At 38.6% G+C, this 25600-nt stretch carries 21 protein-coding genes, 2 tRNA genes and 1 other RNA gene; all 24 read right to left on the bottom strand.

Features of this window, described 5'->3' with window-relative positions:
* On the bottom strand, positions 1-95 hold a 95-nt coding region (locus tag HOD97_03100; GenBank protein MBT4280600.1), incomplete at its 3' end, for an IS1595 family transposase.
* Positions 96-282: 187 nt separating this feature from the next.
* Complete coding sequence (gene recA, locus HOD97_03105; protein MBT4280601.1) at positions 283-1308, bottom strand: recombinase RecA; 1026 nt, start codon at positions 1306-1308, stop codon at positions 283-285.
* 10 nt (positions 1309-1318) lie between these two features.
* Positions 1319-1891, bottom strand: a complete 573-nt coding sequence (gene thpR, locus HOD97_03110; GenBank protein MBT4280602.1) for an RNA 2',3'-cyclic phosphodiesterase — start codon at positions 1889-1891, stop codon at positions 1319-1321.
* On the bottom strand, positions 1884-3098 hold the full coding sequence (locus HOD97_03115) for a competence/damage-inducible protein A (protein MBT4280603.1): 1215 nt from the start codon (positions 3096-3098) through the stop codon (positions 1884-1886). The genes thpR and HOD97_03115 overlap by 8 nt, the downstream gene beginning before the upstream one ends.
* Positions 3095-3550, bottom strand: a complete 456-nt coding sequence (locus HOD97_03120) for a phosphatidylglycerophosphatase A (GenBank protein ID MBT4280604.1) — start codon at positions 3548-3550, stop codon at positions 3095-3097. Before HOD97_03120 ends, HOD97_03115 begins: the two co-directional genes overlap by 4 nt.
* A gap of 12 nt (positions 3551-3562) precedes the next feature.
* Positions 3563-4150 (bottom strand): CDP-diacylglycerol--glycerol-3-phosphate 3-phosphatidyltransferase, encoded by a 588-nt coding sequence (gene pgsA / locus HOD97_03125; protein MBT4280605.1) that lies wholly within the window; start codon positions 4148-4150, stop codon positions 3563-3565.
* On the bottom strand, positions 4147-4737 hold the full coding sequence (gene recR, locus HOD97_03130) for a recombination protein RecR (protein MBT4280606.1): 591 nt from the start codon (positions 4735-4737) through the stop codon (positions 4147-4149). Before recR ends, pgsA begins: the two co-directional genes overlap by 4 nt.
* Position 4738: 1 nt before the next feature.
* A complete protein-coding gene (locus tag HOD97_03135) occupies positions 4739-5065 on the bottom strand; it encodes a YbaB/EbfC family nucleoid-associated protein (GenBank protein MBT4280607.1) in 327 nt (108 codons plus the stop codon).
* Between the two features lie 3 nt (positions 5066-5068).
* Positions 5069-6751, bottom strand: coding sequence for a DNA polymerase III subunit gamma/tau (gene dnaX / locus HOD97_03140; protein MBT4280608.1), 1683 nt, complete (start codon positions 6749-6751; stop codon positions 5069-5071).
* 42 nt (positions 6752-6793) lie between these two features.
* Positions 6794-7057: signal recognition particle sRNA large type (ffs, locus tag HOD97_03145), an RNA gene on the bottom strand.
* Between the two features lie 99 nt (positions 7058-7156).
* Positions 7157-7229, bottom strand: a tRNA-Ala gene (locus HOD97_03150).
* A gap of 156 nt (positions 7230-7385) precedes the next feature.
* The gene (locus tag HOD97_03155; GenBank protein MBT4280609.1) at positions 7386-7820 is read right to left on the bottom strand and encodes a hypothetical protein; all 435 of its coding nucleotides are present in this window, start codon (positions 7818-7820) and stop codon (positions 7386-7388) included.
* Positions 7821-7831: 11 nt separating this feature from the next.
* On the bottom strand, positions 7832-8623 hold the full coding sequence (locus HOD97_03160) for a hypothetical protein (GenBank protein MBT4280610.1): 792 nt from the start codon (positions 8621-8623) through the stop codon (positions 7832-7834).
* Positions 8592-8822, bottom strand: coding sequence for a SelT/SelW/SelH family protein (locus HOD97_03165; GenBank protein ID MBT4280611.1), 231 nt, complete (start codon positions 8820-8822; stop codon positions 8592-8594). The genes HOD97_03160 and HOD97_03165 overlap by 32 nt, the downstream gene beginning before the upstream one ends.
* An 8-nt stretch (positions 8823-8830) precedes the next feature.
* Positions 8831-8995 (bottom strand): hypothetical protein, encoded by a 165-nt coding sequence (locus HOD97_03170; GenBank protein MBT4280612.1) that lies wholly within the window; start codon positions 8993-8995, stop codon positions 8831-8833.
* The gene (locus HOD97_03175; protein ID MBT4280613.1) at positions 8973-11228 is read right to left on the bottom strand and encodes a FecR domain-containing protein; all 2256 of its coding nucleotides are present in this window, start codon (positions 11226-11228) and stop codon (positions 8973-8975) included. The genes HOD97_03170 and HOD97_03175 overlap by 23 nt, the downstream gene beginning before the upstream one ends.
* A gap of 73 nt (positions 11229-11301) precedes the next feature.
* Positions 11302-14085 (bottom strand): FAD-binding oxidoreductase, encoded by a 2784-nt coding sequence (locus HOD97_03180; GenBank protein ID MBT4280614.1) that lies wholly within the window; start codon positions 14083-14085, stop codon positions 11302-11304.
* Entirely contained in the window at positions 14085-14522 is a 438-nt protein-coding gene (locus HOD97_03185) for an acyl-CoA thioesterase (protein ID MBT4280615.1), read from the bottom strand. The genes HOD97_03180 and HOD97_03185 overlap by 1 nt, the downstream gene beginning before the upstream one ends.
* Before the next feature lie 4 nt (positions 14523-14526).
* Positions 14527-14614, bottom strand: a tRNA-Ser gene (locus tag HOD97_03190).
* 80 nt (positions 14615-14694) lie between these two features.
* Positions 14695-15420 (bottom strand): glycosyltransferase family 2 protein, encoded by a 726-nt coding sequence (locus tag HOD97_03195; GenBank protein MBT4280616.1) that lies wholly within the window; start codon positions 15418-15420, stop codon positions 14695-14697.
* Positions 15417-16949: a hypothetical protein gene (locus HOD97_03200; protein MBT4280617.1), complete on the bottom strand. Its 1533-nt coding sequence runs from the start codon at positions 16947-16949 to the stop codon at positions 15417-15419. Before HOD97_03200 ends, HOD97_03195 begins: the two co-directional genes overlap by 4 nt.
* Positions 16946-17383, bottom strand: coding sequence for a nucleoside deaminase (locus HOD97_03205; protein ID MBT4280618.1), 438 nt, complete (start codon positions 17381-17383; stop codon positions 16946-16948). The genes HOD97_03200 and HOD97_03205 overlap by 4 nt, the downstream gene beginning before the upstream one ends.
* A gap of 59 nt (positions 17384-17442) precedes the next feature.
* Positions 17443-18114 (bottom strand): hypothetical protein, encoded by a 672-nt coding sequence (locus HOD97_03210; protein MBT4280619.1) that lies wholly within the window; start codon positions 18112-18114, stop codon positions 17443-17445.
* Complete coding sequence (locus HOD97_03215) at positions 18111-25595, bottom strand: hypothetical protein (GenBank protein ID MBT4280620.1); 7485 nt, start codon at positions 25593-25595, stop codon at positions 18111-18113. Before HOD97_03215 ends, HOD97_03210 begins: the two co-directional genes overlap by 4 nt.
* Positions 25596-25600 lie beyond the last annotated feature (5 nt).

The raw sequence follows: 25600 nt of genomic DNA on the forward strand, positions 1-25600 counted from the left end.
ACTGCGTTCAGATCCAAAGAAAACAGCTTAACCAACTGTCTAAATTTCTTCTCAGAAATATGGGAACGCTTAACATACTTGTTTCTCATTGTCATACAAGAATTTACAGCCTTTTGTCTTATGCATTCTAGTCATGACCCTATATTATTTAATTCGGATTCGGAAATTTCATCCCCTTCTGCAATTGGGTTAAAAAGAAAAACGTCTTCAGATATTCTGAAGACGTTTCCATTTTCCAATTCAATAATCCGGTGGTTATTTTTCACCTGGACCTTAGTGATTTTAAGATTTCTTTTTGGCACGCTTCTTTTCCGGCATACCAAGAAAATTCCTAACAGCCTTTACGATTTTTTCGCGGATATCCTCATTATCTTTCAGAAATTCTTTCGAATTTTCTCGCCCTTGACCAATCTTAGATCCATCAAAAGAAAACCACGCACCCATTTTCTGAACAATATCACCGGCAACTGCAAGATCAAGAATATCGCCTAAATATGAAATACCTTGACCATACATGATGTCTAGTTCTGTATTCTTAAACGGAGGCGCAACCTTGTTTTTGACAACCTTTACTCTTACCCGATTGCCAACAGGATCTTGTCCTTCTTTGATGGTTGCAATACGTCGGATATCCATTCTAATTGAGGTGTAAAATTTCAAAGCGCGTCCTCCGGGAGTTGTTTCCGGGCTTCCGTACATTACACCAATTTTTTCTCGAATTTGATTGATGAAAATGACACAAGTATTTGAACGCTTTACTGTCCCAGTCAACTTCCGTAGCGCCTGAGACATTAATCTTGCCTGCAAACCAACATGAGAATCACCCATTTCGCCTTCAATCTCTGCTCGTGGAACTAATGCTGCAACTGAATCAATTACAATGATATCCAAAGCACCGCTTCGTACAAGTGTTTCTGTAATTTCCAATGCCTGTTCCCCGTTGTCAGGCTGAGAAATGAGTAGATCTTTTACATTAACGCCAAGTTGTGCAGAATACGCAGGATCGAGGGCATGTTCCGCATCAATGAATGCCGCGTTGCCTCCCTCTTTTTGAGCTTCTGCAAGAATATGAAGTGCAAGGGTTGTTTTACCGGAAGATTCCGGACCATAAATTTCTATTATCCTTCCCCGCGGCACACCACCAACTCCTAGGGCCGCATCTAAACTGAGCGCTCCGGTAGAAATAACATTGTCCATTATCTTGGGCTGATCTGTCCCAAGTTTCATTATAGATCCCTGACCGTACTGTTTATCAATCTGTGCGATTGCAAGTTCGAGGGATTTTGTCTTTTTTGTAGTCGTTGCCATTTAATCGCTCCTAATTATTAATAATGTGGGTGCCTAAAATAGTATACTCAGAACCATTTGGAAAGAGTTCACTTCGCATTAAAGAAAAATATTTTGGTTTCCACGGAATGGGATCGAATCTTTTGGATAAATATTGTTTGATATTGGGTGTTTTTGTTCTCGGATACGTAATTCGACCCAAAGTAATGTGTGGATAAAATTTCTTTTCATCCGGTGGAAATCCAAGTTGGCTCATTGATTCTCGAACAGAATGTCCCAATTCTATTAGAGGAGCAGTGTTTCCTTTGGTACCCACCCAGAGAACTCGAGGTCGTTTGGATGTAGGAAAGCATCCCGATCCTGCAATATCCAATTCAAATGTTTGATGAGATTTTGCCACCGCATCAAGCGCAGTTTTAATATCCGGGATCATTGATTCCGGTGTAGGACCGAGAAATTGCAATGTGAAATGAATATTAGATGGATGCATCCAATTGATTTTTCCTGTATAATCTGCGATTGTTGGCTTAAACATTGACTGAAGATTCGAAACAGCTTCCGGCACCGGTAAGGCAATAAATGTTCGTAAAAGCTGATTATTCACGTAATAAATAAAGTCTGAGCAAATTTATAGCAGCTTGGGATGTAAGTTTTTTATTAGCGAGACGATTCTTTGTAAGATTTAATTTTTTCGTTAAGACTTCCTCATCATTCGCTAAAGCAATATACACTAATCCAACCGGTTTTTCTTCAGATCCACCACCCGGACCGGCAATGCCTGTAGAAGATAAACCAAGGTTTGATTTGAGCGAAGATCGGATTCCTTTTGCCATTTCATTTGCAGTTTGTTCGCTGACGGCGCCAAACTTTTCTATCGTTTCTTTCTTTACTCCAAGTTTCGAAATTTTGACTTCATTTTGGTACGCTATCACACTTCCAAGCAGATAGCCGGAACTTCCGGGAACATTCGTAAGTCGATCAGAAATGAGTCCTCCGGTGCAAGATTCAGCAATAGAAATTGTCAATTGCTTGTCTAAGATTAATTTCCCGACAATTTCCTCTAAAGATATGCCATTTTCTCCGAATATATATTTTCCTACACGTTGATAAATGGATTCTTTTAATGTGGTTAAGGACTTTTTATCTTTGGAACTAATTCGTAAATCTACTCCGGTTAATTTTGGTAAAAATGCAAGTTTTGCATTGATATTTTTCAAAATAGGTTCAAGCTTTTCCGCTAATGCAGATTCCATTATTCCCGTTGTTCTTAATGTGAGAATATGGATTGGATTTTGAATATTTATTTTAAGAAAAGGAATGACCGATTCTACCATCATAGCTTTCATTTCGACAGGAACGCCGGGCAAGGCAACAATATCCATTCCATTTTTTTGTAATTGAATTCCGCGTGCCGATCCTAACGGATTGGGAATCAGTTCACCATTTATTGGCTTCAATGCTTGGTTTTTGTTCAGGTCAGGAATTGAAATGTGCCTGCTTTTAAACCTTCTTTTTAAATCTTGCCAATAATCATCATCGAATTCTGTTTCTACATCGGCCCAATCGAAAAGCGAGTTGGCTGTAATATCATCATGCGTTGGTCCAAGACCACCTGTAATAATTAAGGCATTCAGATATGTTGGAATAGAATTAAAACTATTTACGATTGCTTCATGGGAATCTTGTACTGTGTGGTGCCAAACGATTTCAGCACCAATCTCACTCATTCGTTTTCCAATCCATGAAGCATTTGTATTGGTTGTAAATCCGGAAAGTAGCTCATTCCCGATCGTGATTAAACCGATTTTCACAGTGTGAAATATCTTATAGAGTGTAAAATGATTAGGACAAACAAACCAGCGGCTAAATCATCGGCCATGACGCCAAGCCCGCCCTTTAATTTTTCAAGATCTTTGATGGGACCGGGCTTGATAATATCAAATACACGAAATAATACAAAAGCACCTAAAGCATATTCAGGAATAATAGGAAGTCCGATTACAGCCACCCATTGTCCAGCTAATTCATCAATAACTACAAAAGAAGGATCTTCTTGGCTTTGCCTTTTCACAACCGAATCAGAGACTCTTTTACCAATAAGAGATATGGATAATATTAAACCAATGAAAGTGAAGATATGTAATAAATGCCCAAAATAAAACCACGATAAAATAGCAAACAAACTTCCCCAAGTTCCAGGGGCGAACGGAAGTTTACCAATGCCTACTACAGAAGCAATCCATTCAGGAAAACCCCATTTCATAAGACATGTACTTTAATCAAAGGCCCGCTTTATGATTGAGCGGTTTGTGTAAAAATAATTCATTCCTGTTACAACGGTGAACAGCGTGACGCTAATCGTTAAATAATAAATCACTCTGTATTCCTTAATGATCGCTCTCAAATCTGTAATTGGAAAAAAGGTGAATGCTTTCGCACCAACATAGACCAATACAAAAATGATGAACCCAATCTGTACTCCAGTTTTGATTTTGGCTATTTTGCTGGTTTGAATAATGAATCCTTTTTGATTCATTAACATTCGTAAGCCCGTAATAAACAAATCTCTGGAAATAATAAGTCCGACCATCCAAAATGGGACAATTTTCATGACGGCAAAAGAAATAAAAGCAGATGAAACTAAAATTTTATCGGCAAGTGGATCAAGAAAACGTCCATAATCACTTTCAAGATCATATTTTCTGGCAACATAACCGTCGTACGCATCGGTGATAGACGCAATGCTAAACACTACCAAAGCCCAAAAATTAGAATAAGGATGATCATGAAATAAGAGTACAATAAATATCGGAGTCAAAAGAATGCGTAAAAATGTTAACATATTTGGGATTTGTTTCTTCATAAAGATGTTCTGCCTTCCATTGCACTTAAAATAGTTGCATCATCCGTGTATTCTAAATCTGAACCAACAGATAATCCACGTGCGAGCCGTGATACAGTTACCCCTTTTTGTTTTAGGAGTTTCGCAAGATACAAATTGGTTGCTTCCCCTTCGATGCTCGGATTTGTGGCGAGCACAATTTCCATCCCCTCTTTCACACGGATCAATAAAGAGTCTATATTTAAATCATCTGGACCAATGCCATCCAAAGGTGACAATAATCCACCTAAGACGTGGTATCGTCCCATCGTGATGCTGGATTTTTCAAGCCGATAAATATCGTCGGCATCTTCTACTACACAAATCAAATGATCGTCTCTCTTTGGATCAGAGCATAATGTGCACGGATCTTCTTGCGTTATGGAACCGCAAATAGAACAGGCCAAGATGGATTGTTTCATATCTAAAACGGCTTCAGCTAAATGAATCGATTGTTCTTTCGGAGCATTTAGTAAATAAAATGACATGCGTTCTGCAGTTTTTTTCCCAATTCCGGGGAATTTTGCAAATTGCTCAATTAATCGATCAATAGTGTCCGGTACAGCCATATTACATTCCCGGAATTTTACTTCCACCCATCATGGGTCCCGCTATCGAATTCAGACGCTGCTTACTTTCGTCATCTGCTTTCCGCATGGCTTTATTTACAGCAGAAAGTATGAGATCCTCCGCCATATCCACCTCTTCGCTCAATAATTCCGGTTTCAATTTTAATTCGAGTAATTCATGTTTTCCATTAACAATAGCAGTAACCAAACCTGATCCTGCATCAGCTTCGACTGTCAGATCAGCAAGTTCGGCATGAGCAGATTCAAGTTCTGCTTGCATTTTCACCGCCTGTGCTTTCATTTTATTTAACTGTCCTTTATTAAACATAAGCTACCTCATTATTTCTCCATCAAATCGTTCAATCATTTTTTCCAAAATAGGATCTTCCCCATTAACCGATTTTGCTTCATCATTTAATTGGTCTGGATCTATTTTGGGTTTAATATCCTTATCAATAGTGTAATTTAATCTCAACACTTTCCCGACAACAGATTCAATAATTGTCTCTATATCTTCTCTATTCTTTTTTAGGGAATTCACAGAAAATTTGGATGTGTCCGGGATGCTGATTGTTAACTTACTTCCTTGGACATCTTGTGGAATTGAATGTTCCAAAATAGATCCCAAAGATGGACGCTTGGATGATAAAGTAGTTAAAAATTGACTCCAGTGATTATGTATAGCACCTAAATTTATTCCATTCGAAAGACCATTCGGTTCCGATTCTGGTGCTGTTCTTTCAATGATTGGTACTTCCTTTGGTTCAACCTTCTTTTCAGAGACGGAAGGCTGACTCAAAACCGCCGCACCTTTTGGTTTGACTTCAGGATTACTTTGTGGATTTGAATTGTCTTCTCTTGCTGGATATTTTTTTGGTAATCCCCCGGACACAGGTCCGTTGTTAATTAAATTTTCGATGGATTGCGTTTGATCCATTTCCAATAGTTTTAATGACATCATTTCCATTAACAGCTGGGGTTGTTCTGATCGTTTTATTTCTTTAGAAAAATCGCTGATAACATTTCCGATCCTTAATAAATCCCGGTTATCCCAAAATGTAATTTCTTTTAAATAGGATTCCCGAATATCTTCATTCAATTCAAGAGCATCCAATCCCTTGTTAACAGATGCAAATAATAAATTCCGAATATGATGTGTCAATCCAAAAACTATGTCCTCAAGCGGTGTTCCGAATGACCGAATTTCCCGTAACAAAGCTATCAAATCTTCACTATTCTTTTCACGTAGATATTGTGTGTATTGGAAATATAATTCATGCGGAATGAGACCAAGCACTTTACTGACTTCTTCCATAGAAATCACATCGCCCCCATAAGCAATAACTTGATCGAGAATACTTAAAGCATCCCGCATACTTCCATCAGCTTTGCGAGCAATTTCTTTTAAAGCATCTGCTTCAACTATTACTTTTTCATCTTTTAAAATATGCGATAGTCTGTCTTGAATCACCGGAACAGAAATTCGATGAAAATCGAACCTTTGACACCGTGAAATAATAGTTGAGGGCACTTTCTGTATATCGGTAGTACATAGCATGAATTTCCCGTGAGGCGGTGGTTCTTCTAATGTTCTTAGCAAAGCGTTAAACGCCTGAGTTGTAAGCATGTGTACTTCATCAATAATGAATATTTTATAGGGAGCATTTACAGGTGCGTACTTAATGACCTCTCGAAGGTTTCGTATTTCATCAATACCTCGATTAGATGCGCCATCAATTTCCAGGACATCCATATTTCTTCCATCGGTAATTTCAGTACAAACGGTACAAGAATTACAGGAAACTCCCTCTTTTGATTTGGGACAGTTTAGGCTTTTCGCTAGAATCCGTGCGGATGTTGTTTTTCCGACCCCGCGAGGACCGGTGAAAATATATCCTTGCGCAATCCTGTCTTTTTTAAACGCATTTATAAGCGTTGTTGAAACATGATCTTGTCCAACCAAATCCTCAAAGGATTGTGGTCGCCATTTTAATGAAAGGACTTGGTAGCTCATAATCTGTTTAGAATCATTCTTGTAATTTATAAAAAATTATGGTCGTGCGCCATAGTTTGACTTACCTGAAATTTAAAGCTGTAAACCAGTAAACTCCACTCCAGCACCCATCGGCTTATTGCTTAAAAACGTACCGCTGCTCCCTTCCGGGCCTGACGGGATTCAGTTAAAAGTAACTCCAATAGGATGAAGCTTCAACGTCACTTAATTCAAGAATCAAATCCAGCATAAGCCTCGCCATGGCATTCGATCCTGCTATAGCGGATTGCAGGTTACAGGGCACCGCTGTCTCCCCATCTAGCACGACCAAATTTTCAAAAAACTTCTCGCTCACCAATCGAAGATTGCGAAGATTGGTGGAATCAATCTCGATGTAAAATCGGGACGACCTCTGCATTGCTTTTGTGGAACCGAGGAGGATCGAACTCCTGACCTCTGCATTGCGAACGCAGCGCTCTCCCAACTGAGCTACGGCCCCAAAAAATAATCACATTACGCTAAGGCTATTTATCCGCCGTAGCAAACCATCGGCGTGCTGGCCCAAAATATAACACACAATTTAACGGATATTCTGAACTCGAGGCAATAGTTTGCCAAGTTTCATAATTCAATTAAATAAAATATAGAAAAACTATTACTTTTTCTTCTTCCGTTTAAAGAATCCTTTTTTCTTGGGTTTTTTCTCTTTCTTTTCATCAGTTTCCCCTTTTTTATTTATCCCACTTGACTTGGATTCTTTCTCCTCAATTCTTTTTTCCCAATCACTTGCATCTTCCTGAGGCTCATCTAAACTTTCGGTCGAATCCTTTTCAGGCGTGTCCGACTCATTGGCTTTATTCGCCCAGCGGTTCTTCAGTTTTTCTTGTCGTTCCATAGATCGCTTTTTCAAGTCAACCAGCATATCAGATACTTCCTCATGGAAATCCGCCACCGTTTTTTCTAAACGATTCATCAGTTCTTCCAAAAGTGGTTCCCCATATCCTTCACCAATTCCATCGGAAATTTTATGTAATTGCTCACTTATATATTCTTTTTGGGGATCTAGTTTTTCAGTAGGTTTTTCAGCCATTTTAGACTCCTTTAGTTTTTTAATTTGTCCATGTCATCAGGTGTTAGTTTAAATACAGTTTTTGGCGATGTTAAAACGGAAAATATTTGAAATGATTCCGATCCAGCCAACAACCCAAAAGTAGCACCTAAAAAGCGATTATACCATGCAAAATCTATATCCGGACGCGTTTGGACATTCCACCCCTCAGAAAGTAAAATGCCGGCTAAAGCACTTAAAGAATACACAATTGGTTTCCATGAATTCCGATCTTTAATCTCTTCTCGATAGGTGATTTGCTTCATATTCCACATTGGAATTATTTCAATGGAAATGGGCGTTTGAATTTCCAATTGATTGTTTTCAAAGGATGTAAGTGTCCCCTGAATTTTGCTGCCGTTTCTATGCATTAACGTGACAAATTGTCCACTGGGAATATTTTGAACCGTTTCTTTTGTTCGCAGAAATGTGAGGTTTTCCCGAATCCCGAGTCGATCGTTTTCTGTAATCATTTTTTGTAAATTCACGTGCGTTTGCATGGTTGTGAATTCTTGTAAGGAATAATATCGTTTTGAAGATTGCAAATTACTGAATTCCACGAAAACAATTCTCGCCATGTACTTATTTTTTTTGATTTCGTAAAATTGCACACTTTCTAATCCTTTGACTCCCTGAATAATTCCGTAGTGAATATTTTCTTCTGCATCAATGAGGAATCCTACTTTTTTGCTTAAGGCTATTACTTCAGGTTCAGATCCATTGGACCATCCAAACAGAATGGCCATCAATAAACTATTCCGAATCAAAAAGAGCAATGATTTCATTGTCATCAGGAAAACGGTCTAAAGATTTTTTTGAAAAGATTAGGTTTTGATTTAGTATGACTTCAAATACGCCTCTGCCGGAAGGTATCATCTTTAGCGAAGTAATTTTCGTCCCGTAATTTTCGAGTAATTCGGTGGCCAGACCGGCCGCCCTTGGGAGGTAATTTCAAACGGTGCAATATTCGATTGATATGTTCATAGAAAGTCCTAAAATGAGGTTATCCAAAAAATTCCGAAAATTACAAGCATGGCTGACATTCCAACGAGAAATATCGCGGCTTTTTTAAAACCCTTCCCACCGGAATCATAGCGATAAATCGTCGTTTCATTATTTGCTTCAGTCGCCATGTCAGAATGTAAAAGCTGTTTCAATCGTTGTCATTTTCACAGGTTCGAGACTACCTGTACCATCATCACGGTAAAACTGTTTAAAATCCCAAATAAGACTCACACCCGAACTCACTTCGTATCCTAGCCTGTATCCCAGCACTGTATTAACGGATGGATTCGCAAAATCAAACGGATTTGAATCGTTGTTGCGCTGATAATACACCATTGCTTCGCTGAGCTTTGGAATTTTTTCTGCGTTGATATTGATGGAAGCTGTAAAACTCTTCACTGTGTCAGTTTCTGAGGTCATATTCGCATATGCGCCGGTAATACTAGCAAAGCCGAATACATCCGCACCCATCGACCCGTAGAACCCTGTTAAATCTTCGTTCATAGTTGAATCTGCAAACAATAGCATATCTTTTGTATAGATCGATGCCTGCTCGTCAACAAATGTTTGAGTTACACGGGTAATGTCGTATGATTGATCAAAAAACTGAGGTACGTAATACCCGCTTTTCATTCGGAATTCAAAACTGAAATTCAGAAAACTGAATACGCTGGCTCTAATGCCGGGAACGGAAAAACCGGATCCGGATCTCGCTGGGCGGTAAAATGTAGAAGCGCCTGACGAATCCTGCGTTCCCGCTTCAGGAAAATTCAAGAAATTGAACTCAGCATATATGTCCAGTTTAAATACTTTTCCTTTAAGAACAGGATATCCAATATCAACCGCATAACCCGTTACTGAAGCTTTATTATCTTCAATACTAAAAGGGGTGCCTTTAAGACCAAGATTCGTTTCATTGGCATCCACAACATTGTTTCCATTCGCATCAATATCAACCAGCGAGCTGTCTAGTCCCGGATGCGGATCCGGAAAACCATCTCCGTCAGTGTCGTTCCAGAGAGAAACGTCATCCGGAAAATCATCAAAAATATCCGGATATGAATCATCATCTTTATCGGACATACCGGAAAATTGGTTCATATCCATTACAAAATTAGCACCGATTCGTAGCGGGAATTTTTTAGAGACCGTATAAGATCCACGTAAACCCATTAAGGTGCCACCTCGAGAAAAATCCTTGATATTTGAAAGAAATACTTCAGCACCCATTTTTCCAAAATTGACACCTGTATTAATGCCAATACGACGGATAGACGGGAATTCCATCATATTTGAATATCCGGAAAGCAAACCACCATATCCGAGCGTTACATTATCCATAGAACCCCATTTAACCCAAAATGGATCTTCCTTTTCTCCCCAACGAATGAAGAGGAATTTGTCAATATAATCACTGGCTTCATCCCATTCATCTTTTCGAATTTCGCCTGCATTATCAATGTACAAAGCAAGATCAAGGCCAATGCCGAGTTTCCCAATTTTGAATTCCGGACGAAGCGCTAGCTGATTGTAAAGAACACCATCAATCGTAACCGATCCAACACCTAGACCCAGATCAAATGGTTTGTCCGGTACGTCTTTTGTATCTGCATCAGGTTCGCCTGCATCTTCACCTTTTTCAGCTGACTGCTCTTCAGAATCTTCCGGTTCTTCCGTTTCCTCAATCTCTTCCTTTTCATCTACTTCTTCAGATTCCTCAATTTCTTCCTGCGTTTCAGAATCTTCTTCAGATTCCTCTTCTTCAGCTTCTTCCTCTGGCTCTTCCTGAAAACCGGTTTCCGGGTCTTCCGGATAATCTCCGGGTGCGGCAGGTGCTTGCATTAAATTTCCCATGGAATTTGAGATCGCCTTTTGCCCGGCACCTACATTAACAGTTTGTCCTGTAATCTGATTTGTTACATCAAAATTCCCAGACTTCCCTATAAAATTATCAACTCCAGCAGGATTTACGATTGCTGCAAATTCTGTTCCTTTTACACTAGCGACAGACACCGGAGTTTCTACTCGGAAATTTTTAGTACGCCCTTCTTTATTAATGTTATTTAATATCGTTCCCTGATCAATTTGAAGCGTTCGAGTATTAGATGTTTCGATAAATTGGAATTCTGTATTTTCACGAACTTTCACTACTGAACGATCATCAATAAATATTACAACCGCAAAACCACTTTCTCCGACGCGCATCGCATCGCCATTATTGATTGCCAAACCAGGTTTAGCTGCCTTATTGAATGATGAGCTTCCCATCGTTTTCACCTTTACATCTCCATTGGACTTCATAACTCGTGCAATCGTTTCAGCTTGTCCAATACCGACAAATATTCCTAAAAATGTAAGTAATAATAGTTTTCGATTCCGTTTCATAATACCTCTCTCAATTCTATTTAATTCAATGCTAAGCTGAAATTTACTTAATTATTTACAGACTTCAAGTGATTCAGTTCGCATTTTCATTATTTTGGTTCAGATAATCTCTTACGAGCACAGCGATTGGATAAAATGGATGTTGTATTGCTGTCGTCAATCCAATTTCGCAAGTCAAGCTGGTAGAATATCCTATTACCTCTTTTTCTGTGTTTTTCCACTTTTCTGTAATGTCTGATGTCGCGCTGGCTGTGAGTTCTGGATGTGTCAAACCTCTATCTCCGGCAAACCCGCAACAAAAGGAATTTTCCGGATATTCCACAGTTTTTGCACATTTTTTTGCAATTGCTATTAAATCTGAGTCAGTTTTCATCTTTTGATCCGAGCAGGTTGGATGGACCAGGATTTTTCTCTCTAATGGTGGGAGGACTTCCTTTTTCAATACAGTTTTCATGAAACTTGACATGTCCATAAATGTCAAACCGAATTCTGAAGATTCTTTGGAAATTTCCATGAATTGGGTCATGCATGGAGACGTATCTATTAAAATTGAGTATTTTCCATTGTTTGATACTTCTTTTAACATGGATATGGTTTTCTCTGCCATGCGTTTTCCTGCCTGTGCAAATCCTTTTGAAACAAAAGGTTGCCCACAGCAAAACGTATCAATCCCATCAGGAATCATTAACTCTATCCCCGCACTCCGGACAATTTCATCCAATACATCTGCCATGCTTTGTTTTCCACCTGCACCAAAAATCCTACTAATACAGGACGGGAAATAAATCATTTTTTTTCCTTGCCCAAACAAGCCGGGTTTGATTTTATTTGCCTTTTCCGGAAAATTAAGATTCCATCCCGGGAATTTGGGAAATATTTTTTGCGTGATTTTTGAGATACCAGTCATAATTGTATCACCGAAAAACTTTCCTTTTGCTAATGCCGTTCTTGCGCAAAACTGGATAAATGCAAAATGGTCCACACACCAATTAGCAAGCGCAATAGAAATGTCACTTGCTTTAGATTCTCTCAAAGACTTGATATACGACCCTGTATTGATATTGACCGGACAGGAAAGCTGACACAATCCGTCTGTAGCACAGGTATTTTCACCATCGTAATGATATTCCTTAAGCACCTGAATAATTCTTGGGTCATTTTTGGATCGCATGGATACAATTTCCCTCGAGACCGCGATACGTTGGCGTGGTGTCATGGTTAAATTTTTTGAAGGACAAACTGATTCGCAAAATCCGCATTCAACACAAAGATCAATTTTTTCAGAAACATTGGGTAATGGCTTTATATTCTTTAAATGAAGTGAATTATCCCTATTCAATAAAACACCTGGATTCAAAATGTGATTAGGATCTGAAGCCGATTTGATTTTCCACATAATATCATACAATTCGCCGCCCCATTCCGCCTCAACAAATGGTGCCATATTTCGTCCGGTTCCATGTTCTGCTTTTAATGAACCGTCAAATGTAGTCAAAGTCATTTCGGCAATATCTCTCATCAACCCATCAAATCGGCTGATTCCCGTAGATGTATTCAAATCAACAGAACTGACGAAATGAAGATTTCCGTCTTTCGCATGCCCGAAAATAACCGCATCTTTAAATGTCCATTTTTGAAATAATTCTACTAGAGAATCAACCGCTTCCGGCATTCGACTATAATCGACACAAATATCCTCTGTAATTAATGTCGTTCCCGATTTTCGCAATGATCCGACGGTTGGGTAAAGACCTTTTCTGATTTCCCAAATTCGATTTCGAATTTGAGTTTCGGATGAAAAATTCTGCAATATTTTTGATTCTTGCTTTAATTCTAGCTGAATGGCATTGCACATTGCATTGACAGTTTCCTTGTCATCCCCATGGAATTCAATGAGCATTCCCGTCGAATTCTTATTTAAAATGGTTCTATCGTAAATAGGATTATCTCTATACGAAATGGTACAAAGGGATGCGTAATCCATCAATTCTACAGCGCTGGCATTTTTTTCTATTAACATCGGTATAGATTCACAAGCGTCATGGATGGATTCAAATAATAATAGTCCTGTAGATTTTACCAACGGATTAGGAATTGTGTTCAAAACAACTTCAGAAATAAATGCTAATGTTCCTTCGGATCCCACAAGCAAATGAGCAAAAATATCCAATGGATTATCATAATCAAGAAATGCATTAAGTGAATACCCTATCGTATTTTTAATGCGATATTTATTACGTATTTTTTTCATCAAAATAGGTGAAGATTCAATCTGAAATTTGCATTGGTGAATCGCATCGCAGAGATCAGATTCTTCTGACAGAAACCTTTCTCGATCTTCCTTATTGTCTGTATTGTAAAGATTTCCATTTGCCAGAATAAACCGGATTGAATCCAAAGTATGATATGCATTGAATTGGGTGCCACAAATCATTCCTGAAGAATTATTGGATACAATTCCTCCAATCATACATGCATCCATAGATGCGGGGTCCGGGCCAATCTTTCGACCGTATGGTGCTAAATAACGATTGGCATGACTACCGATAATTCCGGGCTGTAGTCGAATTTTGTCACCATTTTCAAGTATTTTGAATGATTTCCAATCTCTCACCGTTTCGGCTAGGATTCCTTTTGTGACGGATTGCCCGGATAATGAGGTTCCCCCAGCACGAAATGTGACTGGAATCTTGTTGGAGTAACAATGTTTCATCAAAGCTGAAACATCCTTATCATTTCTGGGACGGACAACTGCTTCGGGTACTAGCCGATACATGCTTGCATCATGTGCGTAAGCAAGTCGATCGATTAATCGAATAGATACGCGTTCTTTAGGAAGAACGGAGTTAAGCATCATTAGAATTGATGTAAATGAGCTATGACTTCTTTAGGTACAGGAATAGAATGATTATTGTTATAGTTAAATGAAACCATCCTGAATAAACCGACGCAAAGAGGATGGTCTTTAGTCTTTGAAAAAACAGCGCCTAACAAGTCAAAACTCTTATTCCCAACCCTGTTTACTCTATGGCATATATTTAACTCAACCGGGTGCTCACATTGGTCAAGATATACAATATCCATTCCACCTAAAATAATACTTTTATCTTGTTCTTTCCGTACACTTGAGAATCCCATAGAAACATAAAAATCCGTCCGGGCGGATTCCATGTAGGTAAGGTAAATTGCATGGTTCAAATGTCCAATCGCATCCATATCTCGCCATCTTGAATTCATTTTAATTATATGATCAAAATCGGATCGAGTTAACGCGTTATAATTTGAATTTTTCATATTGCGGAGAGGGAGGGATTCGAACCCCCGATGATCTAGGACCATACCGCATTTCGAGTGCGGCGCATTCAGCCAGGCTCTGCCACCTCTCCCCTTTGGTTCTATAAATTCCTAAAGGATCATTATTTACCAAAAATCTTTGGTCAATTTAAATGGGTTAATCCTAAGATTTTTACGGAAACAGATTATATCTAATAATGTGAAAAAATGCGGAAACACCATCTCGCCAGGTGATTTTTTTTCCTTCATCATAGGTTCGTCCGTGATAAGAAATCGGTACTTCATAAATGCGATACCCTGCTTTGGAAACTTTTGCTGTAAATTCGGGTTCAAATCCAAACCTATTTGATTTAAATGTGATTTTTTCTAAAATTTCTCTCTTAAACATTTTATAACACGTTTCCATATCCGTTAAGTTTAGGTTAGAAAACATATTTGACATAAGCGTTAACATTTTATTTCCAAAATAATGCCAAAAATACAATACTCTATGCGGACCGCCAAGGAACCGGCTGCCGTAAACAACATCCGCATTTCCGTCAATTATCGGTTTCATTAGTTTTGGATACTCTTCAGGATCGTATTCAAGGTCTGCATCCTGAATTACAACGATGTCACAAGATGCTTTTTCGAATGCTGTCCGCAAAGCTCTTCCTTTGCCATAATTTTTTTCATGTTGGTAAAACTCAAGTTTCACATTTGGATATTGATTCTTCAAATCATCCAATGCATTCTTTACCACCGATGCAGAATGATCTGTAGAATAATCATCCACAAGAATCATTTCATTAACGCAAGGTGATTGCGCTACTTTGTTCAATAGCGCCACAACACTATTTTCTTCATTAAAAATTGGAAGAACTACGGTTAATGTAAGATTTGATTCGGGGGAAGTCATGATTTATACTTGAATTCAAGGACATAATTTTCGGGTGCTTGTGTGACATACACAAGCTTAAATAATTCAGGATATTTTTTTACAGCCGGCACTAAATACCGAGGAGTAGATGAAAACCCTAATTGATCCACAATAACATATTTTACTTCATTATCTACCAAATGTTGAACTACCTCATCCGGTTTAAGAGAATATTTATATCGTACACACTTTCTATCGCTAAAAAGGTAAGTAAATTCTCCTTTCCTGCAAGAGATAATATCAGTTTTATCTGAGTTCCGCTTAATCCATTGAGATGCTGATTTGTATTGCGCGAATTGCACAGGATAAGATGATCTCCCAGTTTCGATTCTTGCAATATTTGAACCGATTACACTAATGAATACAATTCCCCTGATCCATAATGATTTATCCCAATTTTTCAATAGTGAAAATCCATAAGTTCCAATTAATAGTAAAAATGGAAGCATCGGAATAACAAATCTTTGGGTAGTCCAGACAGACGGCCATATCAGCAGAATACCACATCCGCAAACTGTGATAGAAACAATTAATGAATTCTTTTTTCGAATTCCGTTTATGATTCCTGCAACCAAAATAATGGTGATTAAAATTGCTAGGATAGTAAAAACAATAGCACCCTGACCATTTCGTATTGCAGCAAGAGCATTAGCATTAAATATCGTCGGAAAAGTCATACTAGGAATTATACTATTTGAATACAGTAAAAAATTATCTACCAACCGTTGAACCAAGTCACCAAGCGAAGCCATACCAAGTTCGGGTCTATACGGGTTTATTTGAAATATTTTTGCGCCATATCCACCTGCTGATACTCCATAGAATTTTTTTATTATTCCCCAAAATAATAATGGGCCAATTGATGAAATTCCAAATACCACGCTTTCTTTCCATTGTTTATTGATGATTAAAAATAACAAACCAGATGGAACTAAAAAAATTAATGCAGATCGGGTCAGAAGACCAATCGCACAAAATAATCCTGCTATAACAACAGGTTTGTAATTATTTTTTGTTATTCTTTGCAAAAATCCTACTGTCATGATTGCAAAAAACATAGATGGAATTTCAGACATAACCCAATGACCAAAACTAACAATCTCAAAATTTAAAGCAAGAATGATTGCCAATAAAAATCCAATCAATTTTGATTGAGGGGAAAATGCCCAATAACACGCCAAGACAGACGCAACATAAAACAAGGTAACAAGTATTTTATAATCCACAATGGTACCGGGAGTAATCCAATGAGTGATTGCAATTAGTAAAGGGAAAATTGGTGGATATTGACTGTGAAATGATTCTGCAGGCGCATGCATATTCTTATAACCATCACCATCGGCTATTGCTTCCCCCAAAATTATATAAATCGCATTATCACCGTTAGTATGAAGAAATTTATCAAATGAAATCACTGCCATGAAAACGCAAACTATAAATAATATTCCATAAGATAGGGTGGGATTTTCGGAAACCCGTTTTAATCTATCTTTAATCGTAACTATCATAATTCATTTCTTTTTTTCATAAAAAAGTTTGATAAAATATCAGCACATTCGTTTTCCATCAAACCACCAATTACGGCTATTGGTTTCCCTAGCCTACGATCCCCGCACATTTGATAGAGAGATCCGCAACACCCTTTTTGTTCATCATAGCACCCAAATACAACTTGTTTTAATCGTGAATTGATAATTGCTCCGGCACACATTGCACATGGTTCTTTGGTAACATACAAAATAGAATCGTTCAGCCGCCAATCTTCTAGCGTATTGGCAGCGGCTGTTATAGCAATGATTTCAGCGTGGGCTGTAGGATCTTTTAATAATTCGGTCTGGTTATAACCGCGTCCAATGATTTTAGAATTATGAACAATGATTGCCCCGATAGGGATTTCACCATTTTTAAGAGCCTTCTCAGCTAGTGAAAAAGCTTTTTCCATGTAAGATTTATGAATTCCGTTCATTGGGAATTTTTAAAATGGATTTTTGTATTTTTATTCTACGGGGTCGCCAAATATGTCTGTAACGAATCCAACTGAACGGCTAGTTCTCTTCTACCATCAACTGTTAAAATATCGATATTTGCTACACTAATACTAGGATTTAACACAGCCCAAATTTCGGAAACATGATCCAAACTTTGTGAAAAGTTTCCTACTCCGAAATTGGACATCCCAAGTGTCAACATGACATCAAGATAGTTCATCGTTGTATCATGAGTAAATGTCCAAGGTGTTTTATTGAATCCAACAGTTGCACCAATTACAGTGTCTCCCCAAATGATTGCCATGGAATCGTCACCCACATTTCCACGTGCATTGTACGCAAAACAAAGTCCTGCTTTTAATTCATTTGCAACATCAATTACATTAAACGGATCATCGGAAAGCAATATCCCTTTATTGAAGTACTTGATACTTGAATCTATATAAGTCAATTGTCCAAAAGACCATGCAATACCGTTGTACCCATCTTTATAAATCGTATCATTTTGAATTGAATTCTGAAACCAAAGAGCGCTGTTAGAAAAGTCTTCTTGTTCATACAAAGTCCATCCATACTCCGACATATCTTGTGCGGTTGCATCATAATTATTTCGACAAGCATCACCCATAATAACCATAAATATCATAGCTAATATCAGACCTGAGTTTTGAAAAAGTTTTTTCATCGAATTAACATAACTTTTAATGTTTTAGCAATTCCTCTATCAGTCATCATTCTTGCAAAATAAATTCCGGAAGAAACTGGAACACCAAATTCATCTTTACCAAACCAGCGAACCGAATATCGTCCGATAGATTTATCTTCATTCACTAAAGTCTTTACATGTTGCCCGAGTAAATTATAGATTGAAAGATTCACTTTTTGGCGAGGACCCTGAACTATCCCGAGATCATATTCAATCGTTGTTACTGGATTGAATGGATTCGGATAATTTTTATGGATAGAGGTCATTTCGGGGACAAATATTGTTTTAAGACCAAGTTTGAAATATCCCATTTTTTCTGACCATGCTCTAACCAAACCATATTCAGTAATAGAAGGAAGTTCTTCCCACTTTCCACCGTCGATTCTCCTATGAATTGCCTGGTTATCATCTGTTGCAGGAAGCATTACCTCAACAGCTCCATCAAAATCAAAATATTCATTTCCCAATAAATATGAGGCTTGATCGCCAAAATATGGACCAAACATGGTGGAATCGGAAATCATCATTAATTGATCATTTCTAACTGATCCGGGGTATCCGTTCACCCTAAAACGCCCATCTATACTTGAACCGGTCCAAGTTCGTGCAGAGGTTGCGAGCGATAGGTTTATTCCTTTTGAAATTGAAGTATCACCTACAATTCCTTTTGCCAAAATATCAAAAATATAAACGCCCGGACTCGTAAAATAATAATTTCCAGCATAAGTGTAAAGACCTACAGTGTCAATTGCAATTGGAATACTCTGAACTTCCACAGAACATCGCTTAACCTTTTGAGCGGTATCTGTTACAAAAAGATCATAATAATTCGTAAATGCATTATTTTGTACAACACTTAAAAATAAATGCGGCCTTGGAACTCGAAGAACATCAATCGTGAATGTGACTGTGTCTGATTTTACGTTAGTTTCGGAAAAAGTGGATCTATCTCGAACAATCAATCGGATGACCGATGAATCTGACCAAAGTTTTTGTGGTTCAAATTTGATCAAATATCCAGTCGTGTCTATAGAAAATGAAGTGTCAGAAATTGACATGTAACCAGAATTCGTTAAAGCGCTTATATGAAAATAAAGTAGCGTATCATCAACATCTGTTACATAAGAACCCAAATCAAGAATCAGTGAATCATTTTCGGTTACAGTAGTATCGGAAAGCAGTACAGTTCCTTTATTTATTTCAGGTGCATCATTGTTGGGCGTAACCGTGACAAATGTTGTATCGCTTGCAAGCGCCCCTTGTGGGTCTGAAACTTCAAAAATGATTTGATAATCCTCAATATAGTAATTTGAATCTGCATCAAAAGTTGCAAAAGTGTTACCTCCACTCGTATCAATGGTAACTTGAATTTTTGTAGATCGGTTTACTGGAAGGTTTAAAGAGTTCTCTGAATCAGAAAATAAAGAATTCTGTTTCGAAGACGTTTTAGGTTGATATTTTCGTCTGATATTTTCCTTGGCAATGTCTGATGTATTTGGACCAAAAACGAATGAAGGCATTGTTCTTGGATATCCTGGTATATCAGGCGTTGTCGCCAATACAGCAGTCCAACTCAGTTCTGTGCTATCGTTGTCCACATCCGTTGCATAAGTTGTCATTGTGTATTTCACTGTATCCTGATAATCTTCTTCAAAAGATATTTGCCTTGCTGGTGTTACGATGGAAACAACAGGTGTATCATTCACTCCAATCACTGTCATGTTCCATGCAGTGGAATCAATAAATTTGGTTGACTCCCAATTGTCTTTCACCCAAGCAGTGATCGTATATTTCCCGGTATCGGCCTGAAGTGGCGTCCACGAAACGATAGCGGAATCCTTGCTAATTTGGGTAATAGTGGCTGAATCTGCAGAAATAGTACCTGTAATTCCGACAGATTGAATTTTATAAAAACTTATAGAATCGGATAGTAAAGTAAGAAAATCTGGATCAGACACAGTTAGTGTGTCTTTCCATAGAATATCTTCATACGATATTGCAGAATCCATTGAAGCGAGAGTCGGTTTTGTATTATATCTTCGAAAAGTAGCGGAAGCAAGTGTATCTGAAATGTTTCCAGCAACATCGAATGCGCGGATATGAATGCTATACTCATTATCGTGCTCTAATGGAAGCAAGGTGTCAAACGATGCTGTTGACATCGTATTTACCCAATTCATGAACTGGGTAATAGAGTCATCCCCAACATGTGCAATGGCAACTTGATATTTATCAAGACCAGAAGCGGTAGCGGGTGTCGGTTCATCAAAATCATCCCATTCAACTCTAACAGTATCACTAGAGATCAATGTATCCACATTTAATGTATTTCCAACGGTTATTTGGTTTGTCCCAATAGTCATTTTGTTTGGATCATAAACATATTTGGTTATGCTTTCTGTTCCGTTAGTAAAATTCCCTGCAGCATCATATAAAACAGCCCGTGTTACAATACTATCGCCTTGAACTAATCCTTCCGGTGTTAAAGCTGCAAGTATTTCAGCAGTTGTCTTGTAAACAACCGAATCAACGGTAGTCTCAATACTGTCTTTAGCTCCAACCTGAACCCACGTTGCAGCAGGCATACGCAGAGGAATGCGCATTTGTATGTAGATATCCCCGCCAAAAAGTAAGGTGCCATCATTTTGATCAATCGGAACCACAACTGATACACTGTCGGTTTCACCATTAATCCATCCAGCAACCTGATTGTAACCGAATGTTGTAATCGTGCTGACGGTAAATGGGGTCGGATCTGTATTATCTACAACAAACTCGGTACTATCCACATAAATTAATGTTTTATTACCAGCTACATCGTAGGCAGTTAATGTAGCCTTCAGGTTACCATCATTCGTGCTGCTGTCTGGCAAAGTGAATGAAAAAGTCCATGTTGTATCATTATTTGAATTATTACCTGCCGTACCGGTAAAAGAAGCAGTGGTAGAATCGGCATATTGAACATTTAATACAGGTTCAGGATTTGTCCCGGTATGCTCATTAAATTGTGCAATGAGAGTAATTTGATCTTGGTATTTTCCAAGATTAGTGAGATGCGTTTGGGTAGTATTCACATAAGTCAACGAGCAGGTTGGCGCGGTATAATCTAAAATGACATTAGCCAAACTAGAACTTTGAACAAGATTCCCAGATGTGTCTTCGCTGCTAACATATAGCGAATATGTTCCTTCAGAAATACTTCCTTCTGTAATAGTAAAATTAGTTCCCGTAGAATCCGAACCTACCACTGATATAATACTATCAATTGCCGTATTTGCAGTATCTACAACCATGAATTTCATTTGTGTACCCGATTCTAGATTTGTAGTTCTAAAAGTCGGTGACCGATCTTTTGTAATATTATCGTTGTCTGAATCTCCCAAATCTTCTGTAGAAAGTAAATCCGGAGCAGAAGGTGTAGAAGGATCTATAAGGTCAATAATGACTGGATAAAGTGCTTCACTTGTGTCAGAGATATTTCCAGCTGAATCCATAGCAAACACATTAAACGTATAGGTCCCGGAAATTAAAGCGCTGGTTTGCAACGTATCAGAATCGAGTTGGGAAGTCCATGAGGACGAAACAACCGTAGATGAATCTTTCAGAAGAAACACAGAATCAATAATTCCGGGACTAGTTGGACTTACGCCTGTAATTTCAAACTGTGGTTGATCAACGTTTGTTATTTCATCTGTGTTTGAAACCCATCCGCTGTCTATAGCAGTTAACATTAAAGGTGCACTATTAGGTTTGGCAGGAGCTTCTGTGTCAATTTCCACGGATACTGCTGTAGATGCATCTGAAAGATTTCCGGCATAATCCCGCAAAAGAGAAGAATAACTGTAAGTTGCGTTTGCTGTGACTGTATCGGTAGAAACTATATCCGGACTGGTGCTGGTAACATCTCTCCCGACCGTATCGGTATTTGTAATGATATATACTGAATCTGTTGCGCTTCCTCCCCAGACATTAAATCTTGGATTAACAACATTGGTTAAATTATCTGAATCTAGTACACCGCTGTCATCCGCCGAACGAAGCGTTAGCGTAGGTGCGGTAGGAGCTTGCGAATCAAGTGTAATATCTAATAATGATGCGCCGGAAAGGGTTGTGGCGGTATTTCCGGCAGAATCCACTGCATATGCGTGAACTGATATAACACCGTTTCCAAAAACTAAAAAACTTGTATCAATTGTAGATAACGTAATATTTGTAGAATTACCACTGGTTACAAATCCATTCCCAAGTGTATCCTGGACGCTACCTTTTTTGAGAACTACGAAAATAGAGTCACCCACAAAACCATCATCACTCGTGATTGTAAATTGTGGTGTAAGTTTGTTCGTTAAATTATCAGTTGAGTCTACGCCGGAATCCGATGTTCCTTTTAAATCGGCAGAAGAAATGGAATTGGGATTTGTTAAGTCTATTGTTAAACTAAATCCATTTGCAATCGAGGTTGTGTCAGAAACATTTCCCGCAGAATCAATAGCAACTGCTCTGAGAGTGTACGATCCTTCAGGTATATTGGTTTCAGGTGTTAAATTGTCTGTTCCTCCATGGCCTATAGCTACAACCGAATCTACCGCGGTAGTAATGCCGGTATAAAAAACTCTAACCGAATCTCTGTTGTTTGCATCCAGGTTTGAAACAATAATTGTAGGTTTCTGAATATTTGTATATCCATCATTATCGTAATGACCGGAATCGTCGGTAGATAAAATTCCTGTAATTGACGGAGCATTTGGAGCATCTGTGTCAATTTGTATATAGAAGGATTCAGATGTTTCAGATGAATTTCCAGCAAGATCAATTGCCTTCACACGTGCCCAAAATTCATTATCGACTTGAGATGAAGCTGTTAATGTTGCTGAACCGGACACGTCAATTGGTCCTGACACTACCACAGACCCGATACTGACAAGAGTTCCAAAATAAATATCTGCTGAATCGGGATAATCGGCATTTAGTGAAAATTCCGGTGTATTATCATTGGTAATACCATCCGAAGAACTAATCCCAGGGTCGCTGGTAAGGGTCAGATTTGTAGGTTTGGTCGGGTTGGTAACATCCAAGACTAAATTATTTCCCATCGCGCTGGAAAGTGAACCAATATTCCCGGCCGGATCTTTTGCAATTGATTTAACAACATGCGTTCCCTCTGTTGCAGAGCTTACAGTTATATCCACTGTTGTTTCTGATGCTTTTCCTCTTCCGACCGTATCTGTGCCAAAAAGAATGAAAACAGAATCATCTGCAGTGACTCCACTGACTGTGAAAATAAGCGTAGTTTCCTTTGTTACATCATCATTATCAAATTTCCCGCTATCATCAGCTGCTTGTAAATCAATTCCACTTGGAGCATCTGGACCTGAAACGTCAATTGTAATGGATTGATTAAATCCTGTCGTGTCCCGCAAATTTCCCGCACTATCTAAAATAGCTGCTGTAACATAATAATTTCCTTCATCCTGATTTACTGTTGGTTGAAGTGTATGCGGATCAGCAGTAATAATTTCCGCATCAACGGCATTTGTGGATCCGTCAGACTTATCCGTGAAATATAAAATGATGGAATCCGCATCGGCAATACTGGTACTAGAACCTGATAAATCAATTTCAAATTTGGGACGCTGGTTACTGGTAATTTTATCTGTCTGACTTTCACCCGTGTCATTGGTTTCATCCTCTACCATATTTATGCTAACAAGTGCGGCAGGAAATGTAGAATCTATACTTACACTAAAAGCAGCGGATGCATTACTAACATTCCCCGCCAAATCTATATCAGTATAAGTAATTGAATACGTTCCATCTGCACCAACATCGGGAATGGTGATTTCTATATTACTCGTTGCCCCCGCCAAAGCGGTTACAACTTTAGATCCATCCTGATAAACATAAATAGAATCCGTGGAAGCTTCTGCAGCAAAAACAAAAGTTGGAGTTCTTCGGTTTGTTAATCGGTCATTAGTTAATGTTCCCGTGTCGTGCCCAGATTTAAGACTTGGTGCAGAAGCAGGGTCGCTCGGAGCTGAAGTATCCACAACGAGGTCTGGGGTAAGGTAGGATGTTGCACCAGAAGTATTTCCGGCAGAATCAACAACAAAGGCTGCTATAGAATTATATGTTGCTGCGCCCAAGGCGTTTGCTGCAGGAACTGTAAGCGTAATGGTTCCATTTGTCGCAACCCAACCGCCTACCAACACCGTAGCTCCGTTTTTAACTTCTATAGAATCTCCAGCCAGCACGCCGGCACCTGTCATAATAAATGTTGGGGTCGTATCGCTGGTATAATGATCAGATTGGCTGAACCCTGTATCAACATTTTCATCCGTATCCAAATTTGGCGTTACATTTGTAGCGTCTGCATCGGTATCAATTGTAACAGAAATAGAATTTGATGCGCTTGACCGATTTCCTGCCGGGTCAACTATGACAGTCGTGACCGTATAGGTTCCATCAGTTATGGCACTGCCTATAGTAACATCCACAATATCATCATTATCTGTGGTGCTGTCTGTGGCTGATCCATCCAGATAAATTACTGCCCGTCCAAAAGTCCAACCAACATTGCTAACCCAATTTGATAATTCTGATCCACCCACTCTAAAAGTAGGAGTATTATCATTGGTTAATCTGTCCCATTCGGAAATACCACTATCCGTGCTAGACAATAAATTCCATTCATTGGCTTGATCTGCATCTTCTTCGGACACGACCAATGGTGGCGATGGCGAAGTTTGATCTAAATAAACATATAAATATGTGGAAGTACCTTCGCTTCCATATTGATCTTTAGTAACCGTATATACAGAATTAGTGCCGGCGACGAGAGATGCTGGCCATTGATATGACGCGGAACCAGAACTAGCTTCCACATGATTTACGGCAGATCCAACATAAAGGGTAACTGTATGCGTACCTCCAGCGTTTGCATTTGAAATGCTAAATTCAACACCATCATCATTCGTATAATTATCAGAATCGCTTCCGCCTGTATCATCGTTCGCAACTAGGTCCGGTTGGTCAGTAGCTGTTGGAGCTGTTTCACGAAATTGAAAAGTTCCTGCTGTAAGGGTGTCTTGTTGGGCACCATTATTATATCTTATAACATAAACCGTAAAGTTGACACCCGTTCCCCGACCCGAAATATTTTCAATGGTTGAAGAGCTAGTATTTGATAAAGAATAGGTACTAGCTGAAAGGCCATTTGTAGTGCCTCCAAAATATTTCCACGTTTCTCCGGCTACTACTCCATAAACTGCATATCCATTCCCATCACCTGAATTACTTAAAACGATTCCAGTTACATCAATATCTGTATTTGTATTATTCCAATAATAATCAGTTCCACTTCCCGTGACTACATTGCCACCATCAGGGACAGCAGTCTGTGCTTGTAAGAAAAAAACGGTAGCCCCTCCTACCGTCAATAGAATCCTGAGGAATTTATTCATGCTCA

This window comes from Candidatus Neomarinimicrobiota bacterium (assembly GCA_018651745.1).
Classification (GTDB): domain Bacteria; phylum Fidelibacterota; class Marinisomatia; order Marinisomatales; family TCS55; genus JAAZYX01.